The 12,105-nt window shown below is 71.5% G+C and carries 11 protein-coding genes; 9 read left to right on the top strand and 2 right to left on the bottom strand.

All coding sequences use genetic code 11. From position 1 onward, the window contains the following. Nucleotides 1-887 (bottom strand): sigma-70 family RNA polymerase sigma factor (locus ISP_RS05005; protein WP_265049898.1); only part of this gene is annotated, 887 nt, incomplete at its 3' end. A gap of 270 nt (nt 888-1,157) precedes the next feature. On the opposite strand from ISP_RS05005, the gene ISP_RS05010 reads away from it, so the two are divergent. The 7 genes from ISP_RS05010 to ISP_RS05040 all read left to right on the top strand — a co-directional run bounded on the left by ISP_RS05010 (nt 1,158) and on the right by ISP_RS05040 (nt 8,467). Next, nucleotides 1,158-2,003 carry a hypothetical protein gene (locus ISP_RS05010; RefSeq protein ID WP_013222899.1) on the top strand — a complete coding sequence of 282 codons (846 nt, stop codon included), beginning with the start codon at nt 1,158-1,160 and terminating at the stop codon, nt 2,001-2,003. A 71-nt stretch (nt 2,004-2,074) separates the two neighbouring features. Continuing rightward, nucleotides 2,075-3,424 (top strand): glycosyltransferase 87 family protein, encoded by a 1,350-nt coding sequence (locus ISP_RS05015; RefSeq protein WP_013222900.1) that lies wholly within the window; start codon nt 2,075-2,077, stop codon nt 3,422-3,424. Further along, complete coding sequence (locus tag ISP_RS05020) at nt 3,399-4,607, top strand: glycosyltransferase 87 family protein (protein WP_013222901.1); 1,209 nt, start codon at nt 3,399-3,401, stop codon at nt 4,605-4,607. Before ISP_RS05015 ends, ISP_RS05020 begins: the two co-directional genes overlap by 26 nt. A 13-nt stretch (nt 4,608-4,620) precedes the next feature. Further along, entirely contained in the window at nt 4,621-5,805 is a 1,185-nt protein-coding gene (locus ISP_RS05025) for a 5-(carboxyamino)imidazole ribonucleotide synthase (protein ID WP_013222902.1), read from the top strand. Nucleotides 5,806-5,815: 10 nt separating this feature from the next. Then, nucleotides 5,816-6,313, top strand: a complete 498-nt coding sequence (purE, locus tag ISP_RS05030) for a 5-(carboxyamino)imidazole ribonucleotide mutase (protein ID WP_013222903.1) — start codon at nt 5,816-5,818, stop codon at nt 6,311-6,313. Between the two features lie 109 nt (nt 6,314-6,422). Then, a complete protein-coding gene (locus tag ISP_RS05035; RefSeq protein WP_013222904.1) occupies nt 6,423-7,616 on the top strand; it encodes a hypothetical protein in 1,194 nt (397 codons plus the stop codon). 125 nt (nt 7,617-7,741) lie between these two features. Continuing rightward, nucleotides 7,742-8,467: a hypothetical protein gene (locus tag ISP_RS05040; RefSeq protein WP_013222905.1), complete on the top strand. Its 726-nt coding sequence runs from the start codon at nt 7,742-7,744 to the stop codon at nt 8,465-8,467. On the opposite strand, the gene ISP_RS05045 is transcribed toward ISP_RS05040, so the two are convergent. Next, nucleotides 8,464-10,137, bottom strand: a complete 1,674-nt coding sequence (locus ISP_RS05045; RefSeq protein WP_014466616.1) for a class I adenylate-forming enzyme family protein — start codon at nt 10,135-10,137, stop codon at nt 8,464-8,466. The two genes, ISP_RS05040 and ISP_RS05045, sit on opposite strands and share 4 nt — an antisense overlap. 106 nt (nt 10,138-10,243) lie before the next feature. Here ISP_RS05045 and ISP_RS05050 point away from each other — a divergent pair, with 106 nt between their 5' ends. Continuing rightward, nucleotides 10,244-11,401, top strand: a complete 1,158-nt coding sequence (locus ISP_RS05050; RefSeq protein ID WP_013222907.1) for an acyl-CoA dehydrogenase family protein — start codon at nt 10,244-10,246, stop codon at nt 11,399-11,401. 85 nt (nt 11,402-11,486) lie between these two features. Next, nucleotides 11,487-12,095, top strand: coding sequence for an alpha/beta hydrolase (locus ISP_RS05055; RefSeq protein ID WP_014466617.1), 609 nt, complete (start codon nt 11,487-11,489; stop codon nt 12,093-12,095). The last annotated feature ends 10 nt before the right edge of the window (nt 12,096-12,105 follow it).

Here is a 12,105-nt window from a genome sequence, read left to right on the forward strand (position 1 = left end):
CCGGCCTTGCCGCCGGCCGCCGCGGCACCGGCGGCGGCCGCGCCCGCGGTGGCCGCGGTGGCCGCGCTCGCCTTCGCGGCGCCGATGGTGGCGAGGTAGCCCAGCGCGGCGCCGCCGAGGACGATCGGGGCGATGATCGCGCGCAGCCCGCCGTTCACGTCGGCCAGCTCCGCGGCCAGCGCCCGGCACCGGTCGCACTCGTCGAGGTGGCTCTCGACCTGGGCGCGTTCCCGTTTGGACAGCCCGTCGCGGGTCCACGCGCCGAGCCGCTCGGCGCAGGCGCGGCAGCGTTCCCCGGCGTTCTCCTGCAGGTGGACCTGCAGATAGGCCTGGCGGAGCCCCTCGCGGGCGCGGTAGGCGAGCGCGGAGACTCCGTTCGCGGTCAGGCCCAGCAGCGGCGCGACCTCGGCCGGGCTCTGCTGCTCGATCTCGGTGTGCCAGAGCACCGCCTGCCAGCGTTCGGGCAGCCGCGCGAACGCCTTGGCGGCCATCGTCCGCTCGAGCCCGGCGACCGCGGTGTCGGAGAACGGCACGGTCAGCGCCTCGGCCGCGGCGCCGCCGACCTCGGTCATGTCCTCGTTGAGGTCGACCCGGCGCTCCTTGCGGGTCCGGTCGTACGCGGTGTGACGCAGCGCGGTCAGCAGGTACGCCCGGAAGGCTGTGTCCGGGCCCTTGCCGCCACGGAGCGTGTCGAGCACCTTGGCGAACGCCTCGGACACGAGATCGTCGGCTTCGGAGCTGGAGCGGGCCAGCTGGCGGGCCAGATTGCGGGCCGCGCCGGTGTGTCGTTCGTAGAGCGTTCCGTACGACGCGATCTTCCCGGAGCGGACTTCCGCAATCAGCTCGGAGTCACTCTTTCCGCTGAGATCGGCGGGAACGGTGGACACGGCACTCCTCGGTCGGCTAAGGCCAGGACCTGCCATTACTGGCCGATCCCGGACGCGAGACCAGTGTGACTGACCCACCCCCGGCGGTCACGTCGTGGTGGGCGTGATGACTCCGACGGCGGAGCAAAATCACCCACCCCCGGGTCCGGCCGGGGAAAAGCTTCACGACAAAAACCGCGCAGTACGCGTCACGGTGCCCTTCGGGGTACGTCCTCATCGTGAAGCAAAGGACAAGATCGTTGCGAACCGGACGAAAGGGGCGGGTGGCCAGTGGATGTTCCGGCTGCGCGACCCGGCTCCGGTGACACCCCGCCGACGCCGGCCGAGCGGGACGCCTCCCTGCGCGCGCTGCGGGCCCGTTGGCGCACGGCCAGCCTCGCCGCGGGCTGGCGGTTCCCCAGCGACTGGGCCCTGCCCGAGGTCGACGCCGTCTGCGCGGCGGTGATGGCGAAGGGCCGCGTCGAAGCCGCCGAAACCGCGCTGGCCGGGCTGGCCAGGGCCCGGGCGGCGGCCGGTGCGGGGCTCGCGGAGACCCTCGCCGACCTCGCCGCGCTGCACGCCGTGCTCGGCCACGGCGGCGACGGGTTCGTCGCGCCGGACGTCGACGCCACGCCGGCGCGGCTGCTGCGGACCACCGCGCTGGCCTGGGCGGACGTCGCCACCGACCAGCTCGTGCACACCGAGGTCACCGACTCGCTGACCGGCCTGCCCACGGCCGCCTACCTGCGCACCCGGCTCGCGGAGGTCTACCGCGCCGCCGTCGCGCGCGAGCGGCCGGCCGCCGAGGACCACGTGCTGCTCGTCGTCTCGCTCGACCTCACCGCCGTCGCCGGCTTCCCGCGGCTGACCGGGATGATCCTGGTGGCGGACGCGCTGCGGACGGTGTTCGACAGCGGGCAGAGCGTCGCTTCGCTGGGGCCGTCCGTCGTCGCGGCCCTGGTCCCGAAGGACGAGCGGCTCGCTTCGCACGGCGTCGCGCTGCGCAGGGCGTTGCACGAGCGGCTGTCGGTCGACACCCAGCTGGCCGACATGGGCAGACCGCGCGTTTCGGCGGTGCGGTTGCCCGCCACCCACGAGCTCGCCTGCGACCTGCTGGCCCACTTGGCGCGCGCGTAGAACACCGGAAGAGTCCGGTTCCGCCAGGACCCTTCCGACCGGGACCGGGCCGGTCATGATTTCCTGGTGCGGTGACCCGGACCGTATCCACCGACGTCGACGGCGAAGTCGCGGCCAGATCCCAGCACCGGCTGGCCCTGCGGAAGTCACTCGCCCGCCTGTCCGTCCGCCCGCGGTCGATCCTGATCCTGTCGGTGATTCCGCTGGTCGCGATCGGGTACGGCATCTGGGGCTGGCAGCACGACTGGGTGCTCGGCGTCGACAGCGCGGTCTACCGGGCGGGCGCGTTGTCGCTGCTGCACGGCGACTCGCTCTACGACGCCAACACCCTGCCCGACGAGCCGTGGTGGGCGCTGCTGCCGTTCACCTACCCCCCGACGGCGGCGCTCATCTTCGTCCCGCTCGCCGCGTTCCCGACGCAGATCTCCTGGGGCCTGATCACCGCCGTCTCGCTGGGGGCGATGGCGCTGTCGATCCGCATCGCGATCGGCGCGCTGCCGCGGCCGTCCGCCGACGGGCCGCGCTGGTGGGCCTCCCCGGCCCGCTCGACCATCGTGTTCTTCCTGGTCTTCCTCGCCCTCGAGCCGGTGTGGCGGACGATCTTCCTCGGCCAGATCAACCTGATCCTGATGGCCATGATCCTGCTGGACATGCTGGTCATCGGGTCCAGGGGGAGCCGCTGGGGCGGGGTGCTGGTCGGGGTCGCGGCGGCGATCAAGCTGACGCCCCTGGTGTTCCTCGGGCACCTGTTCATCACCGGGCGGCGCACGGACGCGATCCGCGGGTTCGCGACGTTCGTGCTGCTCCAGGGCCTGATGTTCCTGATCAACGCGCACGACGCGGCCAAGTACTGGACCGTCACGCTGCCGGACACCGGCCGGATCGGGCCGGTGCACTGGGCGGGCAACCAGTCGCTGAACGCGCTGATGAACCGGGCCACCGACCTCGCGCCGTGGGCGTCGAAGGCGGCGATGGGCATCGGGTTCCTGCTCGCGATCCCGGCGCTGTGGCTGCTGATGCGCTTCCACCGCAAGGGCCAGGCGCTGGCCGCGCTGCTCGTCACCGCGTTCTGGACGCTGCTGATGTCGCCGATCTCCTGGACCCACCACTGGGTGTGGGTGATCCCGCTGATCGTGCTGCTGGTCTCCCGGCTGCCGAAGACCACCCCGAAGACGGCGTGGCGGCGCTGGGTCGGGACCGGCCTGGTCGCGTTCGTGTTCGTCAGCTGCGTGCTGCTGATCCTGCCGAACGGCCGCAACGTCGAGCTGCACTGGAAGGTGTGGCAGAACGTCCTGGGGGACGCCTACATCCTGATGCCGGTCGTGCTGGCCTTCGCGCTCATCCTGCGGTGGGGCCTGATGCGGCGAGCGCGGAAGAGGGCCGCTGCGGACGAGCATGTCGACGTCGAAGCCGCCGTCTGAGGCGCGCACCGGCCGCTTTCTCGCCGGGGGTCTCGCGCTGCTCGTGCTGGCTTTCGGCGTGGTCGGCTGGCTGGCCGGGTGGCACCTCGGCGCGGACAGCGCCGTGTACCGCGCGGGCGCTTTGACGCTGCTGCACGGCGACCCGCTCTACACGCGGGACGTGCTGACGGCGCTGCCGGACTGGGTGCGCCTGCCGTTCACCTACACCCCGGCCGCCGCGCCGCTCTTCCTGCCGCTGGCTTTGGTTCCGTCCGGCCTGGTCTGGGGCGTGATCGCGTTTTTGTCGGTGGTCGGTCTTATGGTCGTCATCACGGTGGTTTCGTCGTCGCCGGGGGGTGCACCGCTTCTGGGAAGAAGCCGGTGGGCGCTGCCGGCGGGAACGGCCATCGCGCTGGGGCTGGAACCGGTGTGGAAGACGCTGTTCCTGGGCCAGATCAACTTGATACTGATGGCGTTCGTGGTGCTGGACGTCCTGGTGCTGTCCCAGCGCGAGTCGCGGTGGGCGGGCGTGCTGATCGGCGTGGCAGCGGCGATCAAGCTGACCCCGCTGATCTTCGTGCCGCACCTGTTCTTCACGGGCCGGTGGAAGGACGGGCTGCGGGCCCTGGGCACGTTCGCGGCGCTCGAAGCGGCGATGTTCGCGGTCATCCCGGTCGACGCGGTGCGGTTCTGGCGGGATTCGGCGACCGACCCGACCCGGGTCGGGTCGGTGCACTGGATCTTCAACCAGTCGCTCAACGGGCTGGTCAACCGGGCCTCCGCGCTGGCTCCCTGGTCGCTGGCGGTGGCGGTCGGGGTGGCGGCGGTGCTCGCCGTGCCGTCGGTGTGGCTGGTCGTGCGGCTGCACCGGCGGGGCGAGGAGGCGGCGGCGTTGCTGGTGACGGCGTTCTACGGGCTGCTGCTGTCGCCCGTGTCGTGGTCGCACCACTGGGTCTGGTGCGTGCCCTTGCTCACGCTGCTGGTGGTGAAGGCGCGGTGGTGGGCCGCGGCGGCGGTCGCGCTGCTGTTCGTCTCCCAGATCGTGATGCTGGTGCCGAACGGCGGTGACCGGGAGTTCGGCTGGGGCCTGGGCTGGTCGGTCCTCGGCAACCTCTACGTGCTCGCGGCGGCCGCGGGGATCCTCGGCCTCGCGGCGCGTGAGCTACGGCTGGTCCGGCGGTCACCCCAGGTCGTCACCGTTTAGGCTGATCGGCGTTATGGACAAACACACCGGTCTGCCCGTCGTGGGCATGGTGGGCGGCGGCCAGCTGGCCCGGATGACCCACCAGGCGGCGATTTCCCTCGGCCAGTCCCTGCGCGTGCTCGCCGCGGGCGAGAACGAAGCCGCCGGGCTCGTCGCCGGCGACGTCACGCTGGGACACCACACGGACCTCGACGCGCTGCGGAAGTTCGCGGCCTCGGTCGACGTGCTCACCTTCGACCACGAGCACGTCCCCGGTGAGCACCTGCTGACCCTCGCGATGGAGGGCTTCGTCATCCGGCCCGCGCCGGCCGCGCTGGGCTTCGCGCAGAACAAGCTCGTGATGCGCGAGATGATGGCGGGCCTCGGCGTGCCGGGCCCGGCGTTCGCCGAGGTGTCCACTGTGGACGACGTGGTGGCCTTCGGCGGTGAGCACGGCTGGCCGGTGGTGCTCAAGGCGTCGACCGGCGGGTACGACGGCCGCGGCGTCTGGATGCTCGACACCGCCCAGCACGCCCGCGAGACCGTGCCGGAGCTGCTGGCCGCGGACACGGCGCTGCTGGTGGAGGCGAAGGTGGCGATGCGGCGGGAACTGTCCGCGCTCGTCGCCCGCTCGCCCTTCGGCCAGGGCGCGGCGTACCCGGTGGTCGAGACGGTGCAGACCGGCGGCATCAACACCGAGGTCCTCGCCCCGGCGCCGGGGCTGAACGACTCGCGGGTGCACGAGGCCCAGGACCTGGCGCTGCGGATCGCGGCGACGCTGGACGTCACCGGGCTGCTCGCGGTCGAGCTGTTCGAGACCGACACCGGGCTGCTGGTGAACGAGCTGGCGATGCGCCCGCACAACTCCGGCCACTGGACCATGGACGGCGCGCGCACGTCGCAGTTCGAGCAGCACCTGCGGGCGGTGCTCGACTACCCGCTGGGCCGGACCGACCTGGTCGCGCCCGCGTGCGTGTCGGCGAACGTGCTGGGCGCGCCGGAGCTGCCGGCGATGGGCCCGGACGAGCGGCTGCACCACCTGTTCGCGCGGTACCCGGAGGCCCGGGTGCACCTGTACGGCAAGCAGGAGCGGCCGGGCCGCAAGCTCGGGCACGTCAACTTCACCGGCGAGCGCATGGAGGACCTGCGCCACCGCGCGCTGCTCTCGGCGCACTGGCTGTCCCACGCCGTCTGGCTCGACGGCTACGAAATCCACTAGGAGATCAGGTATGGCGCCGCAGGTGGGCGTGATCATGGGCAGCGACTCGGACTGGCCGACGCTGGAGGCGGCGGGCGCGGCCCTGGACGAGTTCGGCGTCGAGTACGAGGTCGGCGTCTACTCGGCGCACCGCACCCCGCAGCGCATGCTCGACTACGCGACGTCGGCGGCGTCGCGCGGCCTTCGCGTGATCATCGCGGGGGCGGGCGGCGCGGCCCACCTGCCCGGCATGGTGGCGTCGGCGACGGTGCTGCCGGTGATCGGCGTCCCGGTCCCGCTGAAGTACCTGGACGGCCTGGATTCCCTGCTGTCGATCGTCCAGATGCCGGCGGGCGTCCCGGTGGCCACGGTCTCGGTGGGCGGCGCCCGCAACGCGGGTCTCCTGGCGGTCCGCATCCTGGCGGCGTCCGACGAGGGCCTGCGCGCGAAGATGGCGAAGTTCCAGGAGGACCTGGAGAAGCTGGTCCTGGACAAGGACGCGGCGCTGCGCGAGAAGACGGGCCACTGATCGGTCCATTCGCGACCTCCTGTCCGGATTCCCCTCCGGCGTCCGGAAGAACCCGCTAAGGTCCGGACTCCGGTTTTCGGAGTCTTCGGGTTCTTCGAGAGGGCGTGAGATGGCGGCTTCCCGGCCGGACGACGGTGTCGCGGTGCCCTGGCTCGCCGGGGTGGTCCTGGCGGGCATCGGTGCGGGGCTGGCCGTCGTCGCGCTGACGTTCCCCTGGATTTCGGTCCGGACCGGCCCGCGGACCTCGTCGTTCACGCTGGCGGTGACGAGCATCGAGCGCCAGGGCCCGACGTTCGCGGTGCTCCTGGTGCTCACCGGGGTGGGCGCGGCGGTCGCCTTCGCGGCCGCGCGCAGGCGGACGGGGATCCGGTGGCTGCTGGTCGTGGTGTGCGCGCCGGTGCCGGCCCTGTCGGCGCTGTTCGTCGGGTTGCGGGCCAATGCGGCCGACCTGGGTTCGAGCCTGCCGTCCGCGGGGCTGGACCCGGCCCGGCCGGACCTCTTGGTGACGCCCGCCCAGGGGCTGGTGTTCTACACGGGAGGTCTGCTGTTCCTCGGCCTGGGCGTGGCCATCGCGGGCGTCCCGGCGGCAACGCGCATCCCGATGGCCCCGGCCACCGCCCCGCCACCAGCGCGCCGAACCCCCGCGGTGCGGCTGACGGCGCTGGTCCTGGCGGTCCCGCTGGTGGTGCTGTCCCAGGCCCTCCCGTGGTTCGAGATCGACAACACGGAGGGCGACCTCCCGGCGGTCGTCACCGGCTGGCCCGCGATTTACCGGGTGGGGCTGATCGCCACGTTGGTGTTGCTGGTGGCAACGGCCCTGACCACGGGCTGGCGCCGAGCCACCCTGCGCACAACGGCCCTGTACGTATGTGGCGGCTTGTACGGGGTGTTGTTGATCAACGCGTGGTTGCTGTGGGACCCGACCGGCATCGCCAACCGCGTCAGCGCCCAGCGCGACGAGCTGGCGCTGGGCATGGGCTACTTCGCGGCACTGGTGGCAGTACCGCTGCTGGCGGTGGTGGTGGGGCCGCGCATCACACAGGAACCGGACACCGAGCCGGCGGTCGACCCGGAGCCTGGCGAAGAGCTGGCGGCCGAGGGGCAGGCCGGGCCGGATTCGCGGGCGGAACTGGAGCCGGGAGCGAAGTCGAAGCTGGGCATAGAGATGGCGACCGAGCCCCGGACTGAGTCGGCGCCCGGTGCGGGCCCGGCGGCCGAGGCGCAGGCTGGGCCGCTGCCCGCCGCGAAGCCGGCGGAGCTCGAGCGCGAGACCGGGCCGAAACAGGAAGGCGCCGAGGCGTGAACCGGAAGCGGAAACCGGCCGTTGCCGGGCGGGGGACTTCGCTCCGGCCGCCCGCTCGGCGGCCGAACCGGGGACTCGCCTGGTGGCGGGGGCTGGGGCGCGCGCCGAAATGGCTTCTTGCCACCGTGACTCCGCTGGTGCTGGCCGTCGCCGTGCCCGGGGTTGCTCCGCTTGTTGCCGACCGGGCTCGGGACCTCTTCTCCGATGATGTCCTCTCCGCCCGCGGGGAGAGCTACCCGGAGCTGGTCGCCGGGCAGTACTGGGCCACCGATGCCGTGCTCGGGGAGCTTGCCTCCAGCCGGGTTCTCGATGAGGTGCGGCAGCACACCCACGCCCAGCTGGGGACCTCCGGGCAGCAAGTCACCCTGGAAAGCCACCGCGCCGGGCGGATCGACCTCGAGAGCATCACCGCCGTCGTCGAGGAGCGGCACGATCCACTGGGCGGGACCGCCTTCGTGGCCGATCCTCAAGGCAGTGAGGAGACCGCCCTCGTCGAGTTCCGGCTCGATTCCGGAGCCGGCGCCGAAATCCCCGCCCTGGTTCCGGGGGACGGCGCCGGTGCGCGGCCCTACCTCTCCGACGGCAAGATCCGGTTCGTCGAGCAGGGCAAGCCGGAGCACCTGGTGATCCGCGCGAAGACCGAACATTGCTTCTGCCTCTGGCGCGTCCGCATCGAGTACTCCTACCGCGGCGGCAAGCACACCCTCGTCGTGCCGCCCGCCGGGCAACCCGCCTTCGCGACCACCGCGTGGGGACCGCACAAAGTCGAGTACAACATGCGCATCGAAGGCGCTCAGCGGTACGACTGCGTGGCCCAGCCCGAGACCTGCCGGTTCAAGCCCACGTCCTAGCCGAGCTCGCCGATCAGCTGCTGCCGCAGTTCGCGCTTCAGCACCTTCCCCGCCGCGGACACCGGGATCTGCTCGACCACGTGCACCTCCCGCAACCGCTTGTACGGCAGCACCTTCTCGTTGACCGCGGCCATCAGCCCGTCGGCGTCCAGCGACCCGCGGGGCACCACGAACGCCACCGGCAGCTCGCCGACCTCGGCGTCGGGGCGGCCGACGACCGCGGCCGCCGCGACGCCCGGCATCGTGATGAGCAGCTCCTCGAGCTCGCGCGGGAAGACGTTGTAACCCTTGTACAGCAGCATGTCCTTCTTGCGGTCCACTATGGACAGGTAGCCGTCCGGGTCGAGGATGCCGATGTCGCCGGTGTGCAGCCAGCCGTCCACCAAGGCCGCCGCCGTCTCCTCCGGGCGGTTGCGGTAGCCGAGCATGATCTGCGGCCCGCGCAGGCAGACCTCGCCCCGCTCGCCCGGCGGCAGCGGGTCCTCGCCGCCCTCGGCGGGGACGATCTTGACCTCCGTGTCGAAGATCGGCAGGCCCACCGAGCCGACCTTGCGCGTGCCCGACCGGTACGTCGGCGAGATCACCGCGCCCATCGTCGCCTCGGTCAGGCCGTAGCCCTCGGTGACCACCACGTCGGGGAAGCGCGTGCGGAGCGCGTTGATCATCGCGTGGTTCATCGGCGCCGCACCCGAACCGATCGCGCGGACCGACGAGAGGTCGGCGGTGTGGAACGACGGCGTCGCGAGCAAGGCCGCGAACAGCGCCGGCGCGCCGCCGATGCCGGTGACGCGGAGCCGCTCGGCGTCGGCGACGTACGCCGCCGGGTCGAAACGCGTGTGCAGGACCATCGACGTCCCGGCGACCACCGCCGCGTTGAGGCCGCCGATGATGCCCATCGCGTGGAACCACGGCGTCAGATTGATCGCGACGCCGGTGCCCAGGCGCGTCGGCCACTCGTCCTCGCCGCCGATCTGGTCGATCGTGACGTCGCCGCGCTCGTCGAGCGCCGGGACCGAGCCGGTGCCCCAGCAGGCGTGCTGCAGCGTGTTGACCACGACGTTGCGGTGCGACAGCCGCACGCCCTTGGACCGGCCGGTGGTGCCACCCGTGTAGGCCAGGTGGGCCAGGTCTTCGGAGAGGTCGAGATCCACGGACGGGGGAATCTCGGGCTGCGAAGCGTGGAACGCCTCGAACTCGACGGCGCCGTCGGGCAGGTCGGCGACCGGCTGGACGACGACGGTGAACCGCGCCGGGATCCGGTCGGCGACGCTCGCCAGTGCCCCGGCGACCGGGCCGAACGTCACCACGGCGGCCGCCTCGCAGTCGGCGAGCTGGAAGGCGAGGTCGTCCGGCGGGAGCAGCGGGTTCGCCGGGCTGAAGGTGGCCCCGGCCAGCAGCGTGCCGTAGTAGGCGACCGGGAAGGCCAGGCAGTTCGGCAGGTGCAGCGCTACGACGTCGCCGCGGCCGATGCCGCGTTCGCGCAGGGCGTTGGCGAACCGGCAGGCGGCCCGGTGGGTCTCGGCGTAGGTGAGACTGCGGCCGTCGTGGGCGAAGGCGGTCCGGTCGCCCCAGCGCGCGGCACCGGCCGCCAGGATCGACCCGACGGGGACTTCGGGGTAGTCGAGGGAGGCGGGCAGACCGGGCGGCGTCGTCGACGCGGTGATCGGCATCACCCGACCATACGAATTCTGCGGTCAACGCCACAAGGACGACGCAGGTGAACGAGCGCTAACATCGACGGAACCCCTCCCGACGTTCCAGAGAAGGTGACCGGAAGTGACCGACGGCCTGTACCAGCTTGCCGAGGAGCACGAGGAGCTGCGGGCCGCGGTCCGGGCTCTGGCCGAGAAGGAGATCGCGCCGTACGCGGCGGAGGTCGACGAGAACGAGCGGTACCCGATCGAGGCGTACAACGCGCTGGTCAAGTCGGGCTTCAACGCCGTGCACATCGGTGAGGAGTACGACGGCCAGGGTGCCGACGCCGTCGGCGCCTGCATCGTGATCGAAGAGGTCGCGCGGGTCGACGCTTCCGCGTCGCTGATCCCGGCGGTCAACAAGCTGGGGACCCAGCCGATCATCCTGTCGGCTTCGGAGGGCCTGAAGAAGCTGGTGCTGCCCTCCATCGCGTCTGGGGAGGCGTCGGCTTCGTACGCGCTCTCGGAGCGCGAGGCCGGCTCGGACACGGCGTCGATGCGGGCGCGGGCGCGGCTCGACGGTGACCACTGGGTGCTGAACGGCACCAAGTGCTGGATCACCAATGCGGGTGAATCGTCCTGGTACACCGTGATGGCGGTCACCGATCCGGACGCCGAGAAGAAGGCCAACGGGATTTCGGCCTTTGTCGTGCACAAGGACGATCCCGGTTTTTCCCTGGGGCCGAAGGAGAAGAAGCTCGGGATCAAGGGATCGCCCACTCGGGAGATCTACTTCGAGAACTGCACCATTCCGGAGGACCGGATCATCGGTGAGCCCGGGACCGGTCTCAAGACCGCGCTGCGGACGCTCGATCACACCCGGCCCACGATCGGCGCGCAGGCGCTGGGTATTGCGCAGGGTGCTCTCGATGCCGCTGTTGCTTACGTGAAGGACCGCAAGCAGTTCGGCAAGTCGATCGCCGAGTTCCAGGGTGTCCAGTTCATGCTGGCCGAGATGGGGACGAAGATCGAGGCTGCCCGGCATCTGGTCTACGCCTCGGCTGCGGCTTCGGAGCGTGGTGACAAGCGGGCCGGTTTCATGGCTTCCGCGGCGAAGACGTACGCGTCCGATATCGCCATGGAAGTGACCACGGATGCCGTTCAGCTCTTCGGTGGGGCTGGGTACACGCGGGACTTCCCGGTTGAACGGATGATGCGGGACGCGAAGATCACCCAGATTTACGAGGGGACGAACCAGATTCAGAAGGTGGTCATGGCTCGGGCTTTGCTCAAGGGCTGATTGTTCTCCGCCACCCGAAGCCTGAATTGTGACTACGGGCGGCCGTGTTTTGGCTTCGGATCGGGGTTGCGGGGGTGTGGGCCCCGTGGCCGGCCGCATCGGCCTGCTCGGCATCTGCGCCTCCGGTGGCTATTCGCTCGCGGCCACCGGAGGTGACCACCGCGTCAAGGCCGTGGCCACCGTCTCCGGGGCCGATGTGGCCCGGCAGTTCCGCTACGGCGCCGACGGGACCCAGGACCCCGCCGTCTTCCAGGGGCTGCTCGGGCTCGCCGCCCAGGCCCGGACCGCCGCCGCACGAGGGGAAGACCCCGGTGTGCTGACCGTGTTCCCCGAGACCGCCGCGGAGGCCGGTGCGCTCGGCGGGCAACACGGCGTCGAAGGCTTCGAGTACTACTGCACCCCTCGGAGCGAGCACGAACGCTCCGCGAAGTTCCTCGCCTGGCCGAGCGTCGACAAGCTGGCCTCCTTCGACGCCTTCCACGCCGTTCCGCTCATCGCCCCGCGTCCGCTGCTCCAGATCGTCGGCACCCGCGCCGTCACGTCCTGGATGGCCGTCGAGGTCCACCAGCGCGCCACCGGCCCCAAGGAGCTCCACTGGATCGAGGGCGCGAGCCACGTCGACCTCTACGACCAGAAGGAATTCATCGACCCCGCCGTCGAGAAGCTCGCCGCGTACTTCGGTGCGGCTCTCTGACGCGGCGGAG

Source organism: Amycolatopsis mediterranei (assembly GCF_026017845.1).
Lineage (GTDB): Bacteria > Actinomycetota > Actinomycetes > Mycobacteriales > Pseudonocardiaceae > Amycolatopsis > Amycolatopsis mediterranei.

Excerpts from the sequence above, each read along its gene's own strand:
- ISP_RS05035 (WP_013222904.1), top strand. The coding sequence starts at position 6,423 with ATGGCGGCTTCCCGGCCGGACGACGGTGTCGCGGTGCCCTGGCTCGCC.
- purE (WP_013222903.1), top strand. The coding sequence starts at position 5,816 with ATGGCGCCGCAGGTGGGCGTGATCATGGGCAGCGACTCGGACTGGCCG.
- ISP_RS05045 (WP_014466616.1), bottom strand. The coding sequence starts at position 10,137 with ATGCCGATCACCGCGTCGACGACGCCGCCCGGTCTGCCCGCCTCCCTC.
- ISP_RS05020 (WP_013222901.1), top strand. The coding sequence starts at position 3,399 with ATGTCGACGTCGAAGCCGCCGTCTGAGGCGCGCACCGGCCGCTTTCTC.
- ISP_RS05025 (WP_013222902.1), top strand. The coding sequence starts at position 4,621 with ATGGACAAACACACCGGTCTGCCCGTCGTGGGCATGGTGGGCGGCGGC.